The organism is Altererythrobacter chaiwopuensis (genome assembly GCF_054957755.1).
On record NZ_JBTXJG010000002.1, the window covers coordinates 206,012 to 230,205 of the forward strand.

The window sequence follows — 24,194 nt, forward strand, 5'->3', positions numbered from 1 at the left end:
GAAGCTTGAAAATAATTCTGGCAAGCCGTTCAGCCGCAACGCAAAGGCAGGCTTATGGTTGAGCTGATAAGCAGCATGTTGCCCGCAGCTGCGCCCTACGCGGGGCTATTTCTTCTGATCGCAATGCTTGCCGCCTTTGCGTTCGAGCGCAGGCCGCCGGTGGTTGTTGCGATCATTGGCGGGCTGCTTATGATGGCTGCGGGTTTTCTCTCTCCCGCTGAGCTGCTCGGCGTTTTCAGCAATTCCGCGCCCATTACGATTGCGGCCATGTTCGTGCTCAGCGGAGCTCTGCTGCGCACCGGGGCTCTTGAAGAGGTTTCAGGCTGGGTGATCCGCCGCACGCTACGCAAGCCCCGTCTGGCGATCGCGGAAATCGGCGGCGGAACAATGCTTGCTTCTGCCTTCATGAACAACACTCCTGTGGTGATGGTCATGATCCCGATCATACAGCGTCTTGCTCGTGTAATTGGCGTTGCCGCAACGCGCTTGCTTATTCCCTTGTCCTATATCTCGATCCTTGGCGGCACGCTGACACTGATAGGAACTTCAACCAACTTGCTGGTGGATGGCGTTGCACAGGAGCAGGGGCTTGAAGCCTTCGGTATTTTCGAGATCACCATTGTCGGCATTTTTGCCGCGTCCGCAGGCGTGCTGCTGTTGGTCCTGACAGGAAAGTTCCTGTTGCCCGACCGTCCTGCGCATAGTCTTGACGAACAGGGCGAAAGTGACACGTTTCTTTCGCATCTCACGCTCACATCGGGCAGCGATTACGTTGATCGCAAAATCGGCGAAATCAGCCTGTTCCGCAGACCAGGCCTGCGATTGCTGGGGGTCCAGCGCGGCAAGACTATCGAACGTCGGGGATTCGATAAGTGGAAATTGAGAGGCGGCGACCAGCTGATTGTTGCCGCCAGTCCCGTTGAACTGGCTTCTCTCGCTGAAGCGCATGACTTTCGGACGGGCCTGATGGGTGTTGGCGGCGGAGTGGCGACGGCCGGAACCGGACGGCCAGAGGATTTGCGGCTTGTTCAGGCTGTTATCTCGCCCACGCATCCCATCATCGGGCGAAGGCTGGCGGATATCCCGCTTCTATCGCGTTTGAAGGTACGTGTGCTGGGCCTTGCCAGGCCGCGCCATCTTGCAGGGCCCGATCTCGCCAATGTGCGGGTGAGAGCAGGTGACCGGCTCTTGATTGCCGCGGGGAATGACGCCGCGCAGGCGTTGCAGACAAATGCCGGGCTGGTCGACGTAAGCAAGGCATCCGTCAGGGCGTTCCGCCGCACAAAGGCCCCCATAGCTATCGCTACCCTTGCCGGGGTCGTCATTCTCGCCGCTCTGTTCAACTTGCCCATTTCTGCCTTGGCCCTTGCCGGGGCAGGGGTGGTTCTGCTCTTGAGGTGCCTTGAGCCGGAAGATGCCTGGAGTTCGATCGACGGCAACACGCTCGTCCTGATCTTCGGTATGCTCGCGTTCGGGAAAGGGCTTGAGAATGCCGGAACCGTCGATCTGATTGTATCCGGCTTGCTGCCATTGCTTGCTACCCTGTCGCCACTTTTTTTGCTGATAGCGGTTTATGCGGTTACAAGCATTCTGACCGAAATAGTGACCAATAATGCTGTGGCGGTTATCATGACACCTATTGCGATTGGCCTTGCCAGTGCGCTGGGAGTCGATCCGCGCCCGCTGGTCGTCGCAGTGATGTTTGGTGCAAGCGCCAGTTTTGCGACACCGATCGGCTACCAGACCAATACGCTGGTCTACGGCGCCGCGAATTATCGCTTCATGGATTTTGTGAAGGTTGGCTTGCCCATGAATATCGTGGTCGGAATTGCAGTGTGTTTCGGGATCAATCTGGTTTTCTTGGGTTAAATCCAAAGCTGCCCTGGCTCTGGCCAAGGCGCCGTTTCACATTTGGATCGGCCTAAATGTGAATAGGTTTCCCCCGCACCGCCATCGCCGCTTCCTTGGTGGCTTCGGGATGGGTCGGATGGGCGTGGCAGGTATAGGCGATATCCTCTGAGGTCGCGCCGAATTCCATGGCAATCGCAGCTTCGGCGATCATCGTGCCGGCCACGCTGGCGATCGCCCAAACGCCCAGCACGCGGTCGGTTTTGGCATCGGCTATCACCTTCACGAAACCGTCAGGTTCGTGATTGGTCTTGGCCCGGCTGTTGGCCAGCATCGGGAACTTGCCAACCTTGATTTCGCCCTTTTCCTTCGCCTGCTCCTCGGTCAGGCCAACCCCTGCAATCTCGGGCATGGTATAGACCACGCTGGGGATCACATCGTGGTTCACAATGCCGGTTTCACCAGCGATGTTTTCCGCCACCGCGATACCTTCATCCTCGGCCTTGTGCGCCAGCATGGGGCCGGGGATCACATCGCCTACCGCCCATACACCCTCGACCGAGGTGCGGAATTCGTGATCGGTCTCGATCTGTCCGCGATCATTGGTTTCCAACCCGATGTTCTCGAGGCCCAGCCCTTCTGTATTGGGCCGCCGTCCGATCGAAACCAGCACGCAATCGGCCTCGAGCTTTTCTTCATCGCCGCCGGCAGCCGGTTCGAGCGTTAGCGTGGCCTTCTTGCCCTTGACCGTCACGCCGGTGACCTTGGTTGAGAGCTTGAAACTGATCCCCTGTTTCCTGAATATCTTGTGCGCTTCCTTGCGCACATCGCCGTCCATGCCGGGCAGGATCTGGTCGAGAAATTCGACCACAGTGACCTCGGCGCCCAGCCGCCGCCATACGCTGCCAAGCTCGAGCCCGATCACGCCGCCGCCGATCACCACCATGTTCTTGGGCACCTTCGGCAGTTCGAGCGCGCCGGTGGAATCGACCACCACGCCCTTGTCGTTGTCGATCTCGACACCAGGGAGCGGGGTAACCGAGGAGCCGGTGGCGATCACGATATCCTTGGCCGTGACGGTCTCGTCACCGATTTTGACGGTGTGCGCATCCTGGAAGCTGGCGTAGCCCTTCTTCCAGTCGACCTTGTTCTTCTTGAACAGGAACTCGATGCCGCCGGTCAGCCCCTTCACCGCATCGCGGCGCTGGCCATGCATCTTGTCGAGGTTGAGCTTCGGCGTCACTTCCACGCCCATGCTCGCCATCTTGCCATTGGCGGCTGCGTCGAAATATTCCGACGCATGCAGCATCGCCTTCGACGGGATGCAGCCGACGTTGAGGCAGGTGCCGCCCAGCGTTGCGCGATCTTCCACGCAGGCGGTTTTCAGGCCCAGCTGCGCCGCGCGGATCGCCGCGACATAGCCGCCGGGGCCGGCACCGATGATGAGGACGTCGTAGTCAAAATCCTTGCTCATGTTTCTTCTCTCGTCATCCCCGCGAAAGCGGGGATCCAATTGGCGCCCTTCGCATATGGATTCCCGCTTTCGCGGGAATGACGAAGGGTAGCTATCAAATCACAAATCGATCAGCATCCGCGTGGGATCCTCGATCGCTTCCTTGATGATCTTGAGTGCGGTCACCGCCTCGCGCCCGTCGATCAACCGGTGATCATAGCTCAGCGCGATATACATCATCGGGCGGATCACGATCTCGCCATTCACCACCACAGGGCGCTCGTCGATCCGGTGCAGGCCCAGCACCGCGCTTTGCGGCGGGTTGATGATCGGGGTCGACATCAGCGATCCGAATACGCCGCCGTTCGAGATGGTGAAAGTGCCGCCGCTCATGTCTTCCATGGTCAGCGTGCCTTCCTTGGCGCGCTGGCCGAAATCGGCAATATCCTTCTCGATCTGCGCGAAGCCCTTCCTGTCGGCATCGCGCACCACCGGCACGACGAGGCCGTTGGGGGCCGAGACCGCGACCGAGATATCGACATAGTCGTGGTACACGATCTCGTCACCCTCGATATAGGCATTGACCGAAGGCACATCCTTCAGCGCCAGGCAGGCAGCCTTGGCGAAGAAGCCCATGAAGCCCAGCCGCACATCGTGCTTCTTGGCGAAGGTATCCTTGTAACGGTTGCGCGCCTCGATCACCGCCGACATGTCGCAATCGTTGAAAGTGGTGAGCAGCGCGGCATTGTCCTGCGCGCTCTTGAGCCGCCTGGCGATGGTCTGGCGCATGCGCGTCATCTTGACGCGTTCTTCCTTGCGGGTGCCCGCTCGTCCTTCGACAGGCTCAGGATGAGCGGGACTTTGCGCAACATCCGCTCGCGCTGAGCTTGTCGAAGCGCCTTTGCTCTTGGCTGCTTCCAGCACATCTTCCTTGGTCAAGCGGCCATCCTTGCCGGTGCCCTTGATCGTGGTGGGATCGACCCCGTGCTCGAGCACCGCACGGCGCACCGCAGGGGACATGGTGACTGCGTCGCCGCTGCTTTCCGTGTCTTCCTTGGCCTTCGAGGCCGCGCTCTTTTCTTTCTCGGCCGGCTTGGCGGTTTCTTCCTTGCTCTCCGCCTTCTTGGCTGGTGCGCCTTCGCCTTCTTCAACCGTCGCGATTATCGCGCCGACTTCGACCGTATCGCCAACCTTGACCTTGTGCTCGCCGATCACTCCGGCGACGGGCGAGGGCACGTCAACCGCGACCTTGTCGGTTTCGAGGCTGGCGATCGGCTCATCGGCGGCAACGCTGTCGCCGGGCTGCTTGAGCCATTCGCCGAGGGTTGCCTCGGTGACCGATTCGCCCAATGCGGGAACCTTGATTTCAGTGGCCATGTGCTTGTTTCCTCAGCCCTTCTTCTTGGGGGATTTGGTGGAATTGGCGGCGCCATCGAGCCCCAGCGCAGCGGCGACCAGCGCCTCCTGCTGCTGCTGATGCCGTTTGGCCAGGCCGGTGGCAGGCGAAGCGGAAGCGTCGCGCCCGACATAGCGCGGGCGCATGCCCTGATGCCCGGCATTGGTCAGCGCTTCCTCGATCTGGCTTTCGACAAAGTACCAAGCGCCGCTGTTCTTCGGTTCTTCCTGGCACCAGATGACCTGTTCCAGATTGCTCATGCGCTTGAGCCGTACGCTCAGCGCTTCGCCGGGGAAAGGATAGAGCTGTTCGATCCGCACGATCGAAACGTCATCCAGCCCTTCCTCGTCGCGCTTCTCCATCAGGTCATAGGCAACCTTGCCGCTGCACAGCACCAGGCGATGCACTTTCTCGTCATCGATCTTTTGCAGATCGGACTTGATGCGCATGAAGTGCTGCTCGCGCATGAACTCGTCGGCACTGCTTTTCGCCTTGGGATGGCGCAGCAGGCTCTTGGGCGTCATGATGATCAGCGGCTTGCGGAACGGGCGCAGCATCTGGCGGCGCAGCACGTGAAAATAGTTCGCCGGCGTGGTGATGTTGCAGACCTGGATATTGTCATTGGCGCACAGCTGCAGGAAGCGTTCGAGCCGGGCCGAGCTGTGTTCCGGCCCCTGGCCCTCATAGCCATGCGGCAGCAGCATCACCAACCCGTTGGCGCGCAGCCATTTGGCCTCACCGCTGGCGATGAACTGGTCGATCATGATCTGTGCGCCATTGGCGAAATCGCCAAACTGCGCTTCCCACAAAACCAGCGTTTTGGGATCGGCCATGGCAAAGCCATATTCGAAGCCGAGCACGCCATATTCGCTCAAGGGGCTGTCATAGACCTCGAACTTGCCATGCGGCAGCTGGCATAGCGGGATGTATTTCTCTTCGCTCTTCTGGTCCACCCACACCGCGTGGCGCTGGCTGAAGGTGCCGCGGCCGGAATCCTGGCCGGACAGGCGCACGCCGAAGCCCTCGGTTACCAGGCTACCGAAAGCGAGCATTTCCGCGGTGGCCCAGTCGAACCCCTCGCCTTGCTTGAACATTTCGGCCCGCCCATCGATCACGCGGCGCAGCGTCTTGTGCGCTTCGAGATCGTCGGGGATGGTGGTTATCGTGCGGCCAATGCTGTCGAACAGCTTTTTCTCGATCGCGGTTTCGACATTGCGCCGCGCGCCTTCGGGATCGGCCGGCTTGTTGAGGCCCGCCCAGCGCCCCCCGAACCAGTCGGCATGGTTGGGCTGATAGCTCTTGGCGGCCTCGAATTCCTCATCCAGTTGGGCGATGAATTCGTCGCGCAGCTGGGGAGCATAGCCCTTTTCGATCACGCCTTCCTCGATCAGCCGGTCGGCGTAGATCGAGCTCACCTTGGGGTGCTGGCGGATCGCGTCATACATCAGCGGCTGGGTGAATTTCGGCTCGTCGCCTTCATTGTGCCCGAAGCGGCGATAGCACCACATGTCGATCACGATGTCGCGTTTGAAGGTCTGGCGATAGTCGATCGCCAGCTTGCAGGCGAAGGTGACCGCTTCGGGATCGTCGCCATTGACGTGCAGGATCGGTGCCTGGACGCCCTTGGCAACGTCAGACGGGTAGGGCGACCCGCGTGAGAACTTGGGCGCGGTGGTGAAGCCGATCTGGTTGTTGATGATGAAGTGCAGGCAGCCGCCGGTGTTGTAACCGGGCACGCCCGACATGCCCAGGCATTCCCACACCACGCCCTGGCCCGCGAAGGCCGCATCGCCGTGGATCAGCACCGGCAGCACCTGTTCGTGCTTGCTCAGATCGTCGCGGATTGCCTGCTGCGCGCGGGCCTTGCCCAGCACCACGGGATCGACCGCTTCGAGGTGCGAGGGATTGGGCACGAGGCTCATATGCACTTCGATACCGTCGAATTCGCGGTCGGTGCTGGTGCCAAGGTGGTACTTCACATCGCCCGAGCCGCCGACATCTTCCGGGCTGGCGCTGCCGCCGGAGAATTCGTGGAAGATCACCTTGTAGGGCTTGCCCATCACGTTCGCGAGCACGTTGAGGCGCCCGCGGTGCGCCATGCCATAGATGATCTCGCGCACGCCCAGCGTGCCGCCATATTTGATCACTGCCTCAAGCGCGGGGATCATGCTCTCGCCGCCATCCAGCCCGAAGCGCTTGGTGCCGACATATTTCTTGCCGAGGAATTCCTCATACTGTTCGCCGCGGATCACCGCCTGCAGTATGGCGCGCTTGCCTTCTTCGGTGAACTGGATCGTTTCGCCGGGGCTTTCGAACTTGTCCTGCAGGAAGCGCCGCTCTTCAGTGTCGGCGATGTGCATGTATTCGAGCCCGACCTTGCCGCAATAGGTGCTGAGCAGCGCCTTGTGCAGTTCGCCCACGGTCACCCAGTCGAAACCGAACACTCCGCCGACATAGACCTCGCGGTCCTCCTGCCCGGCAAAGCCGTGCCATTCGAGCGTGAGGTCTTCCGGCATGTTGGCCGCATGCAGGCCCAGCGGATCGAGATCGGCGGCCATGTGTCCACGCACGCGATAGAGCCGCACCAGCAACATCGCGCGGATTGAATCGTCCGCCGCCTGCTCGATCGCCTTGGGATCGGTCGGCTTGCCCGCTTTCGCCGCAGCCTGCGCGACCGCTTGCTTGAGCATGGTGGGATCAAGCGCGGAGGTCAGGTCTGCGCCTGCATCTGCCACTGTTTCCAGCCAGCGCGGGTTGGCCCAGCTCGGCCCGGGTTGCGGACCGTCCTGATCGCCCAGCTCGGGCAGGAAATCGTGGTTCTCGTTACCCATGGCTCTTTCTCACGAAACTCTCACAAGCCCCAGCCTTCGCCGGGACTCACAATTTCCGAAACGATCACACCAGTTCCTTGAGCAGCGCATCCAGCGTTGTGCCGAGCTCGCTGGGCGAGGGGCTGACACGGATGCCCGCGGCTTCCATCGCGGCGATCTTGTCATCCGCGCCGCCCTGTCCGCCGGAAACGATCGCGCCGGCGTGGCCCATGCGGCGGCCCGGAGGGGCGGTGCGCCCGGCGATGAAGCCGACCATCGGCTTGCTGCGGCCCTTGGCGCGCTCGGCCTTGATGAATTCGGCGGCTTCTTCCTCGGCGCTGCCGCCGATTTCGCCGATCATGATGATGCTCTTGGTCTCGTCATCGGAAAGGAACAGGTCGAGCACGTCGATGAAGTTGGTGCCGTTGACCGGATCGCCGCCAATGCCGACCGCGGTCGATTGGCCCAGGCCGACCATGGTGGTTTGGTGCACGGCTTCATAGGTCAGCGTGCCCGAACGGCTGACGATGCCGACGCTGCCCTTCTTGAAGATGTTGGCGGGCATGATGCCGATCTTGCATTCATTGGGTGTCAGCACGCCGGGGCAGTTGGGGCCGATCAGGCGGCTCTTGCTGCCGGTCAGCGCGCGCTTGACGCGGACCATGTCGAGCACCGGAATACCCTCGGTGATGCAGACGATCAGTTCCATCTCGGCGTCGATTGCTTCGAGGATGGAATCCGCCGCGAAGGGCGGCGGCACGTAGATGCAGCTGGCGGTGGCGCCGGTGGCCTTCCGCGCCTCGGCAACGGTGTCATAAACCGGCAGGTCGATATGCGTGGTGCCGCCCTTGCCGGGGGTCACGCCCGCAACCATCTGCGTGCCATATGCCAGCGCCTGCTGCGTGTGGAAAGTGCCGGTTTCACCGGTCATGCCTTGCGTGATGACCTTGGTGTCTTTGTTTACGAGGATGCTCATTCAATCAGTCCTTCTCCGTCGTGCCAGCCCAAGCCGGCCCCTCTAGCCGCGCGAGACCCCGGCCTGCGCCGGGGTGACGGCACCTATTTCAGGCTTTCGTCCAGCGCCTTGCACGCCTCGAGCAGTTCCTTGACCGCATCGACGCTGACGCCGAGGTTCGCTTTCTCTTCGTCGCTCAACTCGATCTCGACCACGTCCTCGATGCCGTTCGCGCCGATCACCGCAGGCACGCCAACGTAGAGGCCCTCAAGGCCATATTTGCCGGTGACATAGGCGGCGCAGGGGATGATGCGCTTCTGATCGCCCAGATAGGCTTCAGCCATGGCGATGGCGCTGGTGGCGGGCGCATAATAGGCCGATCCGGTCTTGAGCAGGCCAACGATCTCGCCGCCGCCTGAGCGGGTGCGCGCCACGATCTCGTCGAGGCGGGCGGGGTTTACGCCCCTGATCTTGGCAAGGTCATGCACCGGGATGCCCGAAATGGTCGAGTAGCTCAGCACCGGCACCATGGTATCGCCGTGGCCGCCAAGCACGAAGGCATTCACATCGCGCACCGAAACGCCGAATTCCCACGCGAGGAAGGTGGCAAAACGCGCCGAGTCCAGCACGCCGGCCATGCCGACGACCTTGTTATGGGGCAGGCCGGAAAATTCGCGCAGCGCCCACACCATCGCGTCCAATGGGTTGGTGATGCAGATCACGAATGCGTCAGGCGCGTGGTTCCTGATGCCTTCACCGACGGCCTTCATCACCTTGAGGTTGATGCCGAGCAGATCGTCGCGGCTCATGCCCGGCTTGCGCGGCACACCGGCGGTGACGATCACCACATCTGCGCCCGCGATGTCGGCATAGTCATTGGTGCCCTTGATCTGGGCGTCGAACCCTTCGATCGGGCCGCACTGGCTGAGGTCCAGTGCCTTGCCCTGCGGCATGCCTTCAGCGATGTCGAACAGGACGATGTCGCCCATTTCCTTCTTCGCTGCGAGATGGGCGAGGGTGCCGCCGATCATGCCGGCGCCGATAAGGGCGATCTTCTTGCGTGCCATGGTGGGGGGGAGGTCCTTTCCTCTTTGCGCGTGACGCGCGAACAGCCGTGGCCATATGCGGCGCGTTCCCCTGCTTCCCAGAAGGAAAGTCGCCTGGCGTTTCCAGCTCGGCCTAGGCCGCTGTACGCGCGAAATCAACCGTGAAAAGGCTAGCTTGGGTACTTATCTTTGCAATTGATTTGCAATAACGATAAGCGTGCGCTGCTCAGGCGATATGGCGCGAAGGTATGGTTTCGTCGCGCTCTTGCGCCAGCAGCATGGCGGCAAGGTAATCGGGCACGGCGCGGCTGAAGTAGTAACCCTGGCCCAGCGTACAGCCGGCGCGGCGCACGGCGTTGACCTGTTCGATCGTCTCGATCCCTTCGGCGACGATCTCCATATCGAGCTGCGCACCCATTTCGGCCACCGCACGGATGATCGCCTCGCTCTTCCTGCCGACATTGGGGCCAGACACGAAGCTGCGGTCGACCTTGATCTTCGAGAAAGGGAAGGTGTGGATATAGCCCAGCGAGGAATAGCCGGTGCCGAAGTCGTCGAGCGCAAAGCGCACGCCGCGGCTTGCCAGTTCATGAATGAAGTCCGCAGTGGCGTGATTGTCGTCGACGAACAGGCTTTCAGTCACTTCGAGTTCGAGTCGCCTGGGATCGAGCCCGGCCTCGCGCAGTGCGTTGAGGATGCCCAGTGCTGCACCCGGCGCACGGATTTGCAGCGGCGAGAGGTTGACCGCCAGGCTGACGTCATCGGGCCATTGGGCAGCCGCGCGGGCGGCCTGCGCGGTGATCCAGTTGCCCAGCGTCACGATCACACCGGTTTCTTCCGCCACCGGGATGAATTCGTCCGGGCGCAGTTCACCCTTTTCAGGGTGGAACCAGCGCACCAACGCTTCGAATGAGCGGATCTTGCCGGTTTCGAGGTCGACAATCGGCTGGAAGTAGATTGACAACTCGTCACGCGTAAGTGCGGCGCGCAGTTCGCCTTCGATTTCGCGCCGCCGCACCAGTTCGCGGGTCATCGAAGATATGAAGAAGCTGGTCTGCGAGCGGCCCGCCACCTTGGCATGGTAGAGTGCCAGATCGGCGCGCTGCATCAGCGCGTCGATATCCTCCGCATCCTCGGGCATCAGCGCCACGCCCAGCGATGCGCGCACATCAAGCCGTGAATTGTCGATCCGTACCGGACGCATGATCTCGATATGGACTTCGCTGGCGAGCCGCTCGGCGTCCTTGCGCCCGCTGATCGGACAATAGATAATGAATTCGTCACCGCCGAAGCGGGCGATGGTCGATCCTTCGGGGGCCACGTCGCGCAGGCGATTGGCCACTTCCAGCAGCACGCGGTCACCGATCGGGTGGCCCAGCAGGTCATTGACTTCCTTGAACCGGTCAAGGTCGATCCAGAACATTGCCATCTGCGTTTCGGGTTCAAGCGCCATCATGCTTTCGATCATGGCGTGGTTGAGCCCGGCGCGATTGGCAAGTCCGGTCACGACATCGGTCCGCGCAAGTACCTGCATCTTGTCCGCCAGCCGCGCGCTGGTTTCCGCTGCGGCAATGGAATCGCGCAGCACCTTGAAGACATTGAACGTGATCGAAGCCATCGCCGGGATCAGCAGCAGCATGGTGAAGAACAGCGCCATATAGGCCAGCGACCCGATCCAGAGCGCGGCCAGCATGATCGGCAGGCACACCAGGAACAGCTGCCCCATTGCGATTATTGGCCGCCCTGCATTTCGCGCGCAGATACCTACGCCATAGCCAGTGGCGTTGGCGATCAGCAGCACTTCCACTTCGCCAGGGGCCTTGAGGATAAAAGCCAGAGCGGCAATCGCACCGAGCACGAAGGCATAGCTGAAGGCGCCGACTTCATAGACCAGTTCGAGCTTGCGCGTGCTGACATTGCGCTCCGTGGGGGAAAGCCCAAATGACGCGGTGATGCGCGCCATGGCAATCACGGTCAGGACAATGCAGCCGATATAGAGCGAGTTGATGCCCGATACCCAGGCGGCGATCGCGGTTGAGGCGATGCCGTTGAACGCGCCGATGGCCAGGCTTGTGGGCTGGGTATAAAGGGTTGAGACAAGTGTACGCCGTACCTGCGCGGACAGATCGTCCCTGCGGATACGGAAAAAGAAGCGCTTGCATAGCGCGCCGAAGGTTTCGGACCTTGCCATCACCGTTCCGGTTTAGCGTACAGTGGTCACTGAGTGGTTAACGCGGCACTTACCAAAATACCGCAGCAAAACTGCGCGGATCGGAACGCTGTGCGGCGGCGGCTGATGAGGCGCGCCGCGCCGTCCGCTCACCCTCCCGGCTTTGCGGCTGTTTCGAATCGGCGTGCAGCGATAATCGCCATGCGCCGGTCAAGCAGCCGGCAAATGCCCAGCCACCAGTGATAGGCGGCCTGGTCACCGGCAAAAAAGGCCTGCTGCGCTTGATGGCGCGCTGCGCGCGCAGCACCAAGACCATGTGCGGCAAAGTGGCGCAGCGATGCCTCCAGCATGGCCTGGCTGACCGGCTCGTCAACATTGTCATTGGCGGCCGGGCTCGCAACAGGACGGTTGGCGAGCAGGCGAGTGACCAATCCGCGCCGAAATTTGCGCGCGGCATTGCCAGTGGATTGCATGGGGGCGACCTCGTTATGGGAATTCAACATGTTCTTGATTGCCGCTGTCCTACATCGGCGGGCGCTAAGGCTTGGTTCTGCGAGAGGGTTAACGCCGCGTTATCGATCCCGGGCCGGAAGCGGGCAGGGCGCGATCCGCTTGCAGGCGCACGGCGGGGCATCTATCGCACGCCCCAGCAAAGGGGTGCGATGGGCAGCAAATTTTCAGTCATGGCGAAACATCGGGCAGCGGCCCGGCGATGCCTTGCGCTGGCCGCCGCTCTGGCGCTGGCGGCTTGCGGCGGCGCTGGCGCGGGCACTGGCCGTGACGTGCCCGAACTTGCCCAAACGAACGCCGCGCCGCCGCGCGTGGTCAGCCTGAATCCGTGCGTAGATGCAGTGCTGGTAGAGGTCGCCGCGCCCGGCCAGATCCTGGCGCTATCGCATTACAGCCGCGATCCATTGTCGAGTTCGATCCCTCAGCAGGTCGCCTCACGCTTTCCCGTTACCGGCGGGACGGTGGAGGAAGTGCTTGCTCTGGCCCCCGATCTGGTGCTGGCGAGCAGCTTCATCGCGCCTGCGACGCGGCAGGCTTTCGCCGATCTGGGCATCGAGGTAGTGACATTCGGCATCGCGGATACGCCGCAGGCGAGCTATGCCCAAATGCGCGAAATTGCCGCATTGCTGGGGCAGGGCGCACGCGGCGAAGCCCTGACCGAACGGATAGCGGCCGCGCTAGAGCGCAGCGCCGCGCCCGCCGGTGCAACGCCGGTTTCCGCAATCCTGTGGCAGCCGGGGCAGATCGTGCCGGGCCAGGCCACGCTGGTGAGCCACCTGATGCGGCAAGCGGGCTTTACCAGCCTTAGCGCGGCGCGCGGGATGGGCCAGGCCGATTATCTTTCGCTCGAAGCGCTACTGGCCGACCCTCCGCAAGTGCTGCTGGTGGCGGGGGATGCGCCTGCACAGCAGAATCCGGCGCTAAGCCAATTGCGCCATACAAGCGTCGCGCATTTCGATCCCGCGCTGCTCTATTGCGCGGGGCCGAGCATGATCCGCGCAGCCGAGCGGCTGGCCGAGATCAGGGGCGCAGCAACATGAACCGCGCCGCGCTGGTCTTCGCCCTGCTGCTGGCGCTGCTGATGCCGCTTTCGCTGCTGGCCGGGCGGGTGTGGATCGATCCGTTCGATATTGCGGGCAGCGGGCCGAACGCCGCGCTGATCCTGATGGAACTGCGTTTGCCGCGCGCGCTGTTGGCGGTGGCGATCGGGGCCGGGCTGGGCGCGGCGGGGGCGGCAATGCAAGGCTATCTACGCAATCCGCTGGCCGATCCCGGCCTGTTCGGGATCGCGCCGATGGCGGCGCTGGGCGCGGTGGCGAGCCTGTGGTTCGGCCCCATTCTGCCGTGGGCGGCGAGCCCCTGGCTGCTGCCGCTGATGGCGCTGGCAGGTGCCGGAGCGGGCATGGCGCTGCTGGCGCTGATCGCGGGGCGCACCGGCGGGATCGCGCTGTTCACCCTGGCGGGCCTGATGATCGCCAGCCTGGCCGGCGCGCTCACTGCGCTCGCCATCACGCTTTCACCCAATGCCTTCGCCATGAGCGAGATCGTGCTGTGGCTCAACGGCGCGTTGACCGATCGCAGCTGGCGCGAAGTCATGCTGGCTGCACCCTTGGTTACGGTGGGGATCGCTCTTCTGGTGCTGGCCGCCAAGCCGCTCGATGCGCTGACCTTGGGCGAGGCCGCATCGCGCTCGCTCGGCGTGCGGCCCGGAGCGCTGCTGGCGCTGCTGGTGGGCGGCGTGGGCTTTACCGTGGGCGCGAGCGTGGCGGTGGCGGGCATAATCGGCTTTGTCGGGCTGATCGTGCCGCATCTGGTGCGCCCGCTGACCGACCGGTTGCCATCCAGCCTGATCCTGCCCAGCGCGCTGGCCGGGGCCTGCCTGGTGCTGGCGGCGGATAGCGCGGTGCGTATTTTGCCGCTGGTGACCGAATTGCGGCTGGGCATTGCGCTCAGCCTGCTGGGCGCGCCCTTCTTCCTGTGGCTGCTGATCCGCATGCGGCAGGGGAGGCTGTGATGCTGGCGGCGGACAACCTCTCGCTCCATCGTGGCGGCGTGCCGGTGCTGCAAGGGATCGGCGCTGTGCTCGAACCGGGCCAGGTGACCGCGATCTGCGGTGCCAATGGTGCGGGCAAGTCCAGCCTGCTGATGGCGCTGGCGGGGCTGCTCGATCCGGCGGCAGGGGCGGTCACGCTGGGGGGAGAGGCGCTTTCTTCCATGCATCCACGCAGGCGTGCGCAGCTGATCGGATACTTGCCGCAGGAAGCTGAAGTGGCATGGGATGTCGCGGTCGAAAGCCTGGTTCGGCTGGGGCGTATGCCGCACCGCGATGATCTGGGCGTCTCCGGCAAGGCAGCGGTGGAGGCGGCGATTGCCGCGCTCGACCTGGGAAGGCTCAGACAGCGGCCCGTTTCACACCTGTCGGGCGGCGAGAAGGCGCGTGCGCTGCTGGCCCGTGTATTGGCGGGCGAACCGCAATGGATCCTGGCTGACGAGCCCTTTGCCGCGCTCGACCTGGCGCATCAGCGCGGTTTGCTGCGCCATTTGCGCACAGTGGCACAGGCGGGTGCGGGGGTGGTGCTGGTGGTGCACGATCTCGCCACTGCGATGAACCATGCCGAACGGGTGCTGGTGCTGCATGAAGGATTGCTGCTGGCCGACGGTGCGCCGCAGCAGGCGCTCACGCCTGCGATCATCGCTCAGGGCTGGGGTGTTGCCGCGCGCTGGATCGGTGAACCGGGCGCATTCGCGCTGGTGACGGAATAGCGCGCCACAGGAAAATGCCGGACATGCGGGAGAGGAGCATGCCCGGCCGGGCCGAAGGCCCGTCTCTTGCGACCCTGACCTGCGGCCCTGGCGCGACCCGAAAGGCTCAGGAATAGACTCGCAAAGAGAAGCCGTACCTGCCGCTTCAGGCGCCCTGCCGCGACTTCACTTTTCCTGTAGGGCACCCGGGGTGAACGCGAGAAAAATGCCTGAAGTTCGGGCATTGCCGGGATTTTTGCGGCGCATCAGCCTCCACGCCCCCGCATGCGCCAATCCCTTTGCTCTGACCCAAGGATCGAGTAGACTGGCGCAGGTCGCCGAGCGCAGGATGGATGCGCCATGCACCCATCGCGCTGCGCCTGGGCAAAGGAGCAGGGGTGAGCAACTACCGCTACAAGGCGTTCATCAGCTATAGCTGGGCCGATGCGAAGTGGGGCAAGTGGCTCCATCACGCGATCGAGACCTATCGCACGCCCGCCGCCCTGGTGGGCAAGCAGGCTGCCCATGGCGAGGTGCCCGCGCGGCTGCACCCCCTGTTCAAGGATCGCGAGGAAGAAGCCGCCGGCACCAGCATCGGTGCAGCGGTGGAAAAAGCGCTGGCCGATTCCGAATTCCTGATCGTGATCTGTTCGCCCCGATCGGCACAGTCGCAATGGGTCAATCGCGAGATCGCCTGGTTCAAGACGCACCGCAATCCGAACAAGGTGCTGGCGCTGATCGTAGATGGCGAGCCGGGCGGCGGTGAGCAGGAATGCTTTCCCAGGGCGCTGACGCATGAAGTGGCGCCTGATCTGACGATCACCAACACGCTGGTCGACACCCCGCTGGCAGCCGATGCGCGCGATAGCGGCGACGGCAAGCGCCGCGCCAAGCTGAAGATCGCGGCGGCGATGCTGGGGGTCAGGCTCGACGAGCTGGTCAATCGCGACGAACGGCGGCGCACGCTGCGCACGCGGATCGTGGTCGCCGCATCGCTTTTGCTGGCGCTGGTGATGAGCACGCTCGCCTGGGTGGCGGTGCAGGCGCGCGACGAAGCCGAACGCCAGCGCGCCGAGGCCGACGGGTTGATCGAATTCATGCTCACCGATTTGCGCGAAAAGCTCGAGCCTGTCGGTCGGCTTGATGCGCTGGACGTGGTGGGCCAGCGCGCGCTCGATTATTATGCGGCGCAGAAGCTATCCAGCCTTGATGCGGATTCGCTGGGGCGGCGCAGCCGCGCGCTGCATCTGGTGGGCGAAATCCGCAATCTGCGTGGCGATAGCGCGGCGGGGCTGGCGGCGTTCGAACAGGCAGCGAAAACGACCGGCGAGCTGCTCGAACGCAATCCGGACGATGCACAGCGGGTGTTCGACCATGCGCAAAGTGTGTTCTGGGTTGGCGCCATAGCTTTTGAACGCGGCGAGACCAAGCAGGCCGAGGCGCAGTTCCGCGAATATCAGCGGCTGGCGGCGCGGCTGGTGGAACTCGATCCCGCCAAGCCCGAATGGCAGCTGGAAAGCAGTTATGCCGAAACCAATCTGGGGGTGATGCTTTTCGGACTAGGCCGCTTCGCCGAAGCGGAGCCCTTCTTCGTCCGGGGTGTGGAACGGATCGAAGCGGTCGCCAAAAGCGAAGGTTACGATGCCGGAAGGCAGATTGAAGTCGGGGCGACGATCAACTGGCTTGGCCGAACTCGTGCGCAGCTTGGCAAGATTGCGCAGGCCCTGTCACTGCATCGGCGTGAAGCTGCGCATTATGAGGATATCCTGCGGCGCGATCCTGCCAACGCGCCCGCCAAATATCGCCTTGCCGTGGTGATGCAGTTTCTCGCAGAGCAGGAGCTCAATTCGGGCAAAGTCGACGCGGCGATTGACGCTATCGAAGGCTCGCTGGAAGTCGGCAGCCAGTTGAGGGCATTGGAGCCGGACAATACCGAATGGCAGGAAACCGAAGTGCGCGGAAAGTTCGCACAGGCGGAATACATGATTTATGCCGGGCGCTTCGAGGCAAGCCGTGCCTTGCTCGATCAAGCGGCGGGATTGCTGACAAAGATGATTGCAGCCGATCCGGTCAACACGATCTGGTCGGGCGAACTGAAATGGATCGAACTTGGCAATCGCGCAAGGCTGGCATTGGCGTTGGGCGAGATTGGGCGGGCGCAGGCTTATTCCGACCGGGCCCTGGCCTTGCTGGAAAAGTATGGCGATGAGGGGGATCGGGCGTTTTCGGCCAGAATGCGGCGCGTGGCCGGCGACATTGCGCTGAAATCGGGCGATCGCGCGCGTGCCCGGCAATTCTGGGAGGAAGCCCTTGCGCTGTCACCCTCGCACCCGGGGGCGGAGGGCGACAAATATATCTTGCTGAAGCGGCTCGGGCGAAGCGAGGACGCGATGCAGCTTGCTGAAAGGCTCGACAGGCGGGGCTACCGCCACCCCGCCTATCTTCGCGAACGGTAACGCTATTTCTTCAGCATGAAGGAATCATTACTCCCCAGCCCCTTGCTGGTGAGGATCGGATCGATGCTGATATAGTAGTCATTGGAGCCTGGCAGCACGAACGCCATCATGTAGGCATAGGCGGGGCTGGCATCGGGCGTATCGTCATCGATCAGCAGTTTGGTGCCACTGCTCCGATTGAAGCTCATCTTGTCGATGCTGATCGGAGGCGACACATCGTAATCCAGCGGCGGGCCAAGATCGTTGATCTTGCAGAACCAGCCAAAGCCCAGATGCTTGGTCTTGCCCTTCGAATCCGTATAGGTCGGCCCTTCGTCATCCTTTGCCCAGCGCGGGGTAGCGTTACCGGTCAAGGGGTTGCCATTGGCGTCCTTCATCTGGCTCGTATCGAGCAAAAGTTCGATGTCGATATTCTCATTGTAGCCGGTGTCTGGAGGCATGTGCGAGATATCGATCTTGCCGGTGGCGCTATCGACCGTTGCGGTATCGGCTGGCTTGCAGTCTGACGCCGCAAAGGCAATCGACGCAGTGATATCGAGCGGATCGGTGCTGTTCCAATGCAATGTTGGCGTGACCGTTATCGTCAGTTTGCGATCCTTCTTGTCATCCTGCGGCGAGCTTTGCATCTGCGCGGACATTTGCTGTTCCATCATCGGTTCCCTTTCCCCTTGATACGCATGGGCGCGCAGGCCGGCACAGGGGTATTACCCCGGCTTGCGCAGCTGCTTTGCAGACCCGATTGCGTTGCGGCACCTCCAGTCTTGCTTTTCGCCCGCCATTCGTGCGGGCATTCAGCCTATTGGGTGCCGATCTTGCGCTGCTCTGTCAGACACAGCGCCTACGTGGCAGACTGCGCCTGAATCGGGGAAATGTAAATGTCTGTGCGGAAGGGTGGGGCTGGGCGCCTTGCAGTGCGCGCGAGCATAGCCTCAAGGGTATTTCTGTGTTTTCAATCGCAGCGCGGGTAATCCTGCCCATCGGCCTGCAAGCTCTCCACGCGGCCATCCGCGATTTGAAAGCGGATCACCTGGCCGCTGCCGGGGACAAGCTCGACCCGCGCAGAATCGCTCTCGGTAAAGGGCTCCATCGCTGCCTTCAGGCGGCCAAGTTGCATGAAAAGGCCATCGTCCTTGGACTGAACCGCGATCGTTCCGAAGGCATGGTTGCAATAGCTGCCTTCATAGGCGCTTGCGGGAAGCGAAAGCAGCCAGCTCCGTTCCGCGCGCTGGGCGATGCTCTGGCGCATTTTCTCGATCTGCCTGGCGGATCCTGCACTCAGCAAATCCATTGCCTGAGCGGCATTGCCCCTGGCCTGCTCCGGTCCAAGAATGAACCAGCCATAGGCAAAGTCGGCGATGACATCGGCCAGCATGAAGCCCGTTCCCTCGTCATTCACCATCACTGCTACACCAAGGTCATGTTTCGGGAGGAAAGACGCATGGGCGCGCGTTCCGGAAAATGATCCGAATGCGTGATAAAGGGTGGCACCCCGATAGGGGCCTGAATACCAGCCCAGACCGTAGCCTGTGCGCTTGATCGACGGTCCGAAACTTTTGTTGAAACTGCTTAACGGCTGGTGCGCCTGGGCCGCCGCGAGCGCCAAGGGCGGGCGGGCAGAGCTGCTGGCCGCGCTCAATTGCAACTGGAGCCAGGATGCCATGTCATTGGCGCTGGAATAGAGCCCGCCTGCCGATTGCATCGTATCGTCATGCTTTTCGAGATAGAGCCGCTCGGTCCCATCGGGATGCAGGCTTTGGTAGGGCGCGGCAAATTGCGCTGCCTTGCGCGCTTGGATCAAGCCCTGGGCGTGCGTCTGACGCAGGCCAAGCGGCGCGAAGACCTCATTCTCCAGAATTTCCTGCCAGCTCATGCCCAGTCTGCGCTCGATCAGCAGAGTGGCCAGGTTGAATCCCAGATTGTTGTACTGGAATGTCCCCAGCGGAGCGTCCGGATTGGTTTCGGTCCGGCTCAGCAGGGACCACAGGGTCTGTGTGTCCGCCTGCCCGCTATAGGCCAGCCGGAACGGGATCGCATCATTGCGCAAACCATGCCGCAGCGAAATCATGTGCCGCAAACTGACCTCGCCTGCGCGCACTTCCGGCTTGAATGTGACATCGGGTGCCAATTCGGCCAGCGTCCAGTCGAGGTCGATTTCGCCCCTCGCATCCAGCACAGCCAGCGCGGTGCCGACATAGGCCTTGGTGGTCGATGCAATGTAATATCTCGTATCCGCAGTTGCCGGAATTTGCCGTTCCAGATCAGCCATGCCCCAGCCCCTGGCCAGCACGGGTCCATCGCTGCGGGTCACTGCCACCGCCAGGCCCGGCACGCGGTCGAACCGCGCCAGGGTATCGTTTACCAGTGCATCAAGGTCGCGTTTGAACGCCATATCTTGGGCCTCTATCGCGGGCGCAGTCCGGGTTTCCTGTGCCGCCGCCATTGAGGGGAAGGTGACCGCGATGCACGTTGCCGCAAGGAGAGATTTGAGGGAATTCCGGGTCATCGATCGTCTTTCGCAAATTGCCTGATTGCCGCACACGATAGGATGCGAAAGACGGCACGGCTTGTATCGATGAAACCATCAACAGCGGAATAATGCGCGGGCCTGGGACAGATTGATTCCCAACTCGCCGCGCAGCGACTTTGCGGCGTGGCTCTGGTCGTAAAAGCCTGCATCCTGGGCGCTGAGGGAAAGCGGCAGATCCCCGTTTGACATATGGTTTATCAGGCTCGCAGTCATCATGCTCCGCCTGAACAGGCTCGGGCTGGTTCCGAAATAACGGCGGAACTGGCGCGCCAGATAGACCCGGTGGACCCCTGCGGCTTCAGCAATGTGTTCAATCCTGCAGCCCGCCGGATCGCCGGCGATCGCGTCCCTGACACGCGTAAGCCATTGCGGTGCCTGCTGCGGCGCCGCAAACCCTTCACGTCGCCTGGCCAGGGCCAGAAGGTCAATCTCCGTCTCGTTTTTGAATTCTGCGGGCTGGCCAGCGAGCAACAGTCCGATTGCCTGGATGGTTGACGATGGCAATGAATTGGGCGTCCATCCCGGCTCTTGCGCACCAAGCAGCCGGTCCGCCAATTCCTGCGGCATCGATAGTGTCAGCAGCATGGCTCCGGCCGCGCCCCACCGGTCTTTATGCCGAGATCCTGCGGGTTTGAAGCCGATCGCGCTCCCCAAAGCTTCATATTCCTGCCGGGAAATGCACTCCTGCAACATGCCAGCCAGCTGGAAGGTCAGTTGCGCATGATCATGGCAATGCAGCTCTTGTTCGTGACCGGGCGGATAATAGGCCAGCGAGATCGCAAGGCTTTCGGTGCGCTGATTGAACCAGCCCACCGGGCCGCCGCCGCCACCCATTCGCCGCCAGCCAGAAGCTGCCGGTTGAAACCCCAAGTCCGTTAACATCATACTGTGTTGTCGATATAATACAGTGCTGTCAAGCCTTGCGCTGTGGGCGAGCGGTTCACACCTCGCAAGTGGCGACAGAAGCCCCTTGACAATTGCGAACATTACCGGAACACGGCCCAGCATGGCACTCACGCATATTTCCGCCTTGCATGAGATTCGCTCATGCTGACCCACATCAAAGTAAGGGGCGCGCGCGAGCACAACCTCAAGGGTTTCGATATCGACCTGCCGCGCGATAGCCTGATCGTGGTCACGGGCCTGTCAGGCAGCGGCAAGTCTTCGCTCGCCTTCGATACGATCTATGCCGAGGGGCAGCGGCGCTATGTCGAAAGCCTGAGCGCCTATGCGCGGCAATTCCTCGAGATGATGCAGAAGCCCGATGTCGAGCATATCGACGGGCTTTCGCCCGCCATCTCGATCGAGCAGAAGACCACCAGCCGCAACCCGCGCAGTACCGTGGCGACCGTTACCGAGATCTATGATTACATGCGCCTGCTGTGGGCGCGGGTGGGCGTGCCCTATTCGCCCGCCACTGGCGAGCCGATCAGCGCGCAGACCGTTAGCCAGATGGTCGACCGGGTGATGGCGCTGCCCGAAGGCACGCGGCTGTACCTGCTCGCCCCGGTGGTGCGCGGCCGCAAGGGCGAATACCGCCGTGAGCTGGCCGAATGGCAGAAGGCGGGCTTCACCCGCGTGCGCATTGACGGGGAGTTCTATCCGATCGAGGAAGCGCCTGCGCTCGACAAGAAATACAAGCACGATATCGAGGTGGTGGTTGACCGGCTGGCGGTGAAGGAGGGCCTTGAAACGCGGCTGGCCGACAGTTTCGAAACCGCTCTGAAGCTGGCCGAGGGGCTGGCCTATGTCGATCTGGCGGATGTAGCGCCCAGTTCCGCTCAGCCTGAGCTTGTCGAAAGCCACGCGAAAACCTCGGGAATGAAAGGCGCCGGCATCCCCGCCAACCGCATCGTGTTCAGCGAGAAATTCGCCTGCCCCGTTTCGGGCTTCACCATCGAGGAGATCGAACCTCGCCTGTTCAGCTTCAACGCGCCGCAGGGCGCCTGCGCCACATGCGACGGGATCGGCGAGAAGCTGCTGTTCGATCCGCAGCTGGTGGTGCCGAACGAGGCGCTTTCGCTCAAGCAGGGGGCGGTGGTGCCATGGGCCAAGAGCAATCCGCCGTCGCCCTATTACATGCAGGTGCTGGCCAGCCTGGCCAAGGCTTACGATTTTGACCTGACCACGCCGTATAACGAGCTTGAGCCGGACCAGCGGATGATCATCCTCCACGGCACTGGCGGGATGCCGGTTGCGCTCACCTTCAAGGACGGGCGCAAGGAATACACCGTCTCCAAGCCGTTCGAGGGGGTGATCGGCAATCTCAACCGCCGGATGCTCCAGACCGAGAGCGCGTGGATGCGCGAGGAGCTGAGCAAATACCAGACCGCTCAGCCGTGCGAGGCGTGCGGCGGCAAGCGGCTCAACGAGAAAGCGCTTTCGGTCAAGGTTGCGGGCACCGACATCGCAGAGCCAACCAGGATGAGCGTGGCCGACGCCAAGGCATGGTTCTTGCGGCTGGAGGCGCAGCTTACCGACACCCAGCAGCAGATCGCCCGCGCCATCCTGAAAGAGATCAACGAGCGGCTGGGCTTCCTCGACAATGTCGGGCTCGATTACCTCAACCTCGATCGCACCAGCGGCACGCTGAGCGGCGGGGAATCGCAGCGCATCCGCCTCGCATCGCAGATCGGCAGCGGGCTCAGCGGCGTGCTCTACGTGCTCGACGAGCCCAGCATCGGCCTGCACCAGCGCGACAATGACCGGTTGCTCGAAACGCTCAAACGCCTGCGCGATCTCGGCAATACGGTGATCGTGGTCGAGCATGACGAGGATGCGATCCGCAGCGCCGACCATATCGTTGACCTTGGCCCCGGCGCGGGCGTCCACGGGGGCGAGGTGGTGGCGCAGGGCACGCTGGAAGACGTGCTGCGCGCCCCCGGCTCGCTCACCGCCGACTACCTCACCGGCCGCCGCCGGATCGAGGTGCCTGCCGCCCGCCGCAAGGGCAACGGCCACAAGCTCACCGTCCACGGCGCCCGCGCCAACAACCTGCGCGATGTCACCGCCGCCATCCCGCTCGGCACCTTCACCTGCGTTACCGGCGTATCGGGCAGCGGCAAGTCAAGCTTCACCATCGACACGCTCTATGCCGCCGCCGCGCGCGCGCTCAACGGGGCCCGCGTGGTGGCGGGCAGCCATGACAAGGTCACCGGCCTCGAATATTGCGACAAGGTGATCGAGATCGACCAGAGCCCGATCGGCCGCACCCCGCGCTCAAACCCCGCCACCTACACCGGCGCCTTCACCAATATCCGTGACTGGTTCGCCGGCCTGCCCGAGGCGCAGGCGCGCGGCTACAAGCCCGGCCGCTTCAGCTTCAACGTCAAGGGCGGGCGGTGCGAGGCGTGCCATGGCGACGGGCTGATCAAGATCGAGATGCACTTCCTGCCCGATGTCTATGTCACTTGCGAGGAATGCCACGGCAAGCGCTACAACCGTGAAACGCTGGAGGTGAAGTTCAAGGGCCACTCCATCGCCGACGTGCTCGACATGACGATCGAGGATGCGGAGGGTTTCTTCAAGGCCGTGCCCCCCATCCGTGACAAGATGCATATGCTGAACGAGGTGGGGCTGGGCTATGTCAAGGTGGGCCAGCAGGCCACCACGCTGTCCGGCGGCGAGGCGCAGCGGGTGAAGCTGGCCAAGGAATTGGCCAAGCGCAGTACCGGGCAGACGCTTTACATTCTGGACGAGCCGACCACCGGCCTGCACTTCGAGGATGTGCGCAAGCTGCTGGAAGTGCTGCACCGCCTCGTCGACCAGGGCAATTCGGTGGTGGTGATCGAGCACAATCTGGATGTGATCAAGACGGCCGACTGGATCCTGGACCTTGGCCCCGATGGCGGCGTGCGCGGCGGGGAAGTGGTGGCGCAGGGCACACCGGAGCAGGTGGCGGCAGAACCGCGCAGCTTTACCGGGCAGTATCTGAAACCCATGCTTGATCGGCAGCGGGAGGCGGCGGAGTAAGGTAAACCGTCATTGCGAGCCGCCGACAGGCGGCGCGGCAATCCAGATGGACGACGCTGGCGAGTAAGTCCTCCCCTCCCTTGAGGGAGGGGATTGAGGGGTGGGTGTACCCACGTCAGAAGTTGGGCACGATGAATTCCTCCCCGAAACGGGGAGGGGGACCACATCCGCTCATCCTGAGCTTGTCGGCAGCGCGAAGCGGCGGATTAGATCCTCCCCGAAACGGGGAGGGGGACCATGCAACGCATGGTGGAGGGGCACGTTCAGCCTGAGCCACACCCTAACCGTCACCCCGACGCAGGCCCCCGT

Annotated in this window: 16 protein-coding genes; 6 read left to right on the forward strand and 10 right to left on the reverse strand. The window is 62.7% G+C overall.

Going from position 1 to position 24,194, the window contains the following annotated elements; translation table 11 throughout:
- Nucleotides 1–54 precede the first annotated feature (54 nt).
- Nucleotides 55–1,869 carry an SLC13 family permease gene (locus tag ACX2DJ_RS11605; protein ID WP_462572802.1) on the forward strand — a complete coding sequence of 605 codons (1,815 nt, stop codon included), beginning with the start codon at nt 55–57 and terminating at the stop codon, nt 1,867–1,869.
- Between the two features lie 52 nt (nt 1,870–1,921).
- Here the strand turns inward: ACX2DJ_RS11605 and lpdA are convergent, their stop codons facing one another.
- The 7 genes from lpdA to ACX2DJ_RS11640 form a co-directional block, all read right to left on the reverse strand.
- The gene (lpdA, locus tag ACX2DJ_RS11610) at nt 1,922–3,322 is read right to left on the reverse strand and encodes a dihydrolipoyl dehydrogenase (protein ID WP_462572803.1); all 1,401 of its coding nucleotides are present in this window, start codon (nt 3,320–3,322) and stop codon (nt 1,922–1,924) included.
- 99 nt (nt 3,323–3,421) lie between these two features.
- On the reverse strand, nt 3,422–4,678 hold the full coding sequence (odhB, locus tag ACX2DJ_RS11615) for a 2-oxoglutarate dehydrogenase complex dihydrolipoyllysine-residue succinyltransferase (protein ID WP_462572804.1): 1,257 nt from the start codon (nt 4,676–4,678) through the stop codon (nt 3,422–3,424).
- A 12-nt stretch (nt 4,679–4,690) separates the two neighbouring features.
- The gene (locus ACX2DJ_RS11620; protein WP_462572805.1) at nt 4,691–7,528 is read right to left on the reverse strand and encodes a 2-oxoglutarate dehydrogenase E1 component; all 2,838 of its coding nucleotides are present in this window, start codon (nt 7,526–7,528) and stop codon (nt 4,691–4,693) included.
- Nucleotides 7,529–7,592: 64 nt separating this feature from the next.
- On the reverse strand, nt 7,593–8,483 hold the full coding sequence (sucD, locus tag ACX2DJ_RS11625) for a succinate--CoA ligase subunit alpha (RefSeq protein ID WP_462572806.1): 891 nt from the start codon (nt 8,481–8,483) through the stop codon (nt 7,593–7,595).
- Between the two features lie 83 nt (nt 8,484–8,566).
- Nucleotides 8,567–9,529: a malate dehydrogenase gene (gene mdh, locus ACX2DJ_RS11630; protein WP_462572807.1), complete on the reverse strand. Its 963-nt coding sequence runs from the start codon at nt 9,527–9,529 to the stop codon at nt 8,567–8,569.
- A gap of 205 nt (nt 9,530–9,734) precedes the next feature.
- Nucleotides 9,735–11,699, reverse strand: coding sequence for a putative bifunctional diguanylate cyclase/phosphodiesterase (locus ACX2DJ_RS11635; RefSeq protein ID WP_462572808.1), 1,965 nt, complete (start codon nt 11,697–11,699; stop codon nt 9,735–9,737).
- A 128-nt stretch (nt 11,700–11,827) separates the two neighbouring features.
- Nucleotides 11,828–12,151 carry a hypothetical protein gene (locus ACX2DJ_RS11640; RefSeq protein WP_462572809.1) on the reverse strand — a complete coding sequence of 108 codons (324 nt, stop codon included), beginning with the start codon at nt 12,149–12,151 and terminating at the stop codon, nt 11,828–11,830.
- Nucleotides 12,152–12,340: 189 nt separating this feature from the next.
- Here ACX2DJ_RS11640 and ACX2DJ_RS11645 point away from each other — a divergent pair, with 189 nt between their 5' ends.
- The 4 genes from ACX2DJ_RS11645 (at nt 12,341) to ACX2DJ_RS11660 (ending at nt 17,386) form a co-directional block, all read left to right on the forward strand.
- Entirely contained in the window at nt 12,341–13,228 is an 888-nt protein-coding gene (locus tag ACX2DJ_RS11645; protein WP_462572810.1) for an ABC transporter substrate-binding protein, read from the forward strand.
- Nucleotides 13,225–14,202 carry a FecCD family ABC transporter permease gene (locus ACX2DJ_RS11650; RefSeq protein WP_462572811.1) on the forward strand — a complete coding sequence of 326 codons (978 nt, stop codon included), beginning with the start codon at nt 13,225–13,227 and terminating at the stop codon, nt 14,200–14,202. Before ACX2DJ_RS11645 ends, ACX2DJ_RS11650 begins: the two co-directional genes overlap by 4 nt.
- Nucleotides 14,202–14,951 (forward strand): ABC transporter ATP-binding protein, encoded by a 750-nt coding sequence (locus ACX2DJ_RS11655; RefSeq protein WP_462573083.1) that lies wholly within the window; start codon nt 14,202–14,204, stop codon nt 14,949–14,951. The genes ACX2DJ_RS11650 and ACX2DJ_RS11655 overlap by 1 nt, the downstream gene beginning before the upstream one ends.
- A 332-nt stretch (nt 14,952–15,283) precedes the next feature.
- Nucleotides 15,284–17,386, forward strand: coding sequence for a TIR domain-containing protein (locus ACX2DJ_RS11660; RefSeq protein WP_462572812.1), 2,103 nt, complete (start codon nt 15,284–15,286; stop codon nt 17,384–17,386).
- Between the two features lie 2 nt (nt 17,387–17,388).
- Here ACX2DJ_RS11660 and ACX2DJ_RS11665 read toward each other — a convergent pair whose 3' ends face one another.
- The 3 genes from ACX2DJ_RS11665 to ACX2DJ_RS11675 form a co-directional block, all read right to left on the reverse strand.
- Nucleotides 17,389–18,039 (reverse strand): hypothetical protein, encoded by a 651-nt coding sequence (locus ACX2DJ_RS11665; RefSeq protein WP_462572814.1) that lies wholly within the window; start codon nt 18,037–18,039, stop codon nt 17,389–17,391.
- Between the two features lie 296 nt (nt 18,040–18,335).
- Nucleotides 18,336–19,889 (reverse strand): serine hydrolase, encoded by a 1,554-nt coding sequence (locus ACX2DJ_RS11670; protein WP_462572815.1) that lies wholly within the window; start codon nt 19,887–19,889, stop codon nt 18,336–18,338.
- 78 nt (nt 19,890–19,967) lie between these two features.
- Entirely contained in the window at nt 19,968–20,999 is a 1,032-nt protein-coding gene (locus ACX2DJ_RS11675; RefSeq protein ID WP_462572817.1) for a helix-turn-helix domain-containing protein, read from the reverse strand.
- On the opposite strand from ACX2DJ_RS11675, the gene uvrA reads away from it, so the two are divergent.
- Nucleotides 20,961–23,885 carry an excinuclease ABC subunit UvrA gene (uvrA, locus tag ACX2DJ_RS11680; protein WP_462572818.1) on the forward strand — a complete coding sequence of 975 codons (2,925 nt, stop codon included), beginning with the start codon at nt 20,961–20,963 and terminating at the stop codon, nt 23,883–23,885. The genes ACX2DJ_RS11675 and uvrA overlap by 39 nt on opposite strands.
- Nucleotides 23,886–24,194 lie beyond the last annotated feature (309 nt).

What these genes read in the sequence shown, in the direction of transcription:
- ACX2DJ_RS11605 (WP_462572802.1), top strand. Translation starts at nt 55, where the DNA reads ATGGTTGAGCTGATAAGCAGCATGTTGCCCGCAGCTGCGCCCTACGCG.
- lpdA (WP_462572803.1), bottom strand. Translation starts at nt 3,322, where the DNA reads ATGAGCAAGGATTTTGACTACGACGTCCTCATCATCGGTGCCGGCCCC.
- odhB (WP_462572804.1), bottom strand. Translation starts at nt 4,678, where the DNA reads ATGGCCACTGAAATCAAGGTTCCCGCATTGGGCGAATCGGTCACCGAG.
- ACX2DJ_RS11620 (WP_462572805.1), bottom strand. Translation starts at nt 7,528, where the DNA reads ATGGGTAACGAGAACCACGATTTCCTGCCCGAGCTGGGCGATCAGGAC.
- sucD (WP_462572806.1), bottom strand. Translation starts at nt 8,483, where the DNA reads ATGAGCATCCTCGTAAACAAAGACACCAAGGTCATCACGCAAGGCATG.
- mdh (WP_462572807.1), bottom strand. Translation starts at nt 9,529, where the DNA reads ATGGCACGCAAGAAGATCGCCCTTATCGGCGCCGGCATGATCGGCGGC.
- ACX2DJ_RS11635 (WP_462572808.1), bottom strand. Translation starts at nt 11,699, where the DNA reads ATGGCAAGGTCCGAAACCTTCGGCGCGCTATGCAAGCGCTTCTTTTTC.
- ACX2DJ_RS11640 (WP_462572809.1), bottom strand. Translation starts at nt 12,151, where the DNA reads ATGCAATCCACTGGCAATGCCGCGCGCAAATTTCGGCGCGGATTGGTC.
- ACX2DJ_RS11645 (WP_462572810.1), top strand. Translation starts at nt 12,341, where the DNA reads ATGGGCAGCAAATTTTCAGTCATGGCGAAACATCGGGCAGCGGCCCGG.
- ACX2DJ_RS11650 (WP_462572811.1), top strand. Translation starts at nt 13,225, where the DNA reads ATGAACCGCGCCGCGCTGGTCTTCGCCCTGCTGCTGGCGCTGCTGATG.
- ACX2DJ_RS11655 (WP_462573083.1), top strand. Translation starts at nt 14,202, where the DNA reads ATGCTGGCGGCGGACAACCTCTCGCTCCATCGTGGCGGCGTGCCGGTG.
- ACX2DJ_RS11660 (WP_462572812.1), top strand. Translation starts at nt 15,284, where the DNA reads ATGCGCCATGCACCCATCGCGCTGCGCCTGGGCAAAGGAGCAGGGGTG.
- ACX2DJ_RS11665 (WP_462572814.1), bottom strand. Translation starts at nt 18,039, where the DNA reads ATGATGGAACAGCAAATGTCCGCGCAGATGCAAAGCTCGCCGCAGGAT.
- ACX2DJ_RS11670 (WP_462572815.1), bottom strand. Translation starts at nt 19,889, where the DNA reads ATGACCCGGAATTCCCTCAAATCTCTCCTTGCGGCAACGTGCATCGCG.
- uvrA (WP_462572818.1), top strand. Translation starts at nt 20,961, where the DNA reads ATGCTGACCCACATCAAAGTAAGGGGCGCGCGCGAGCACAACCTCAAG.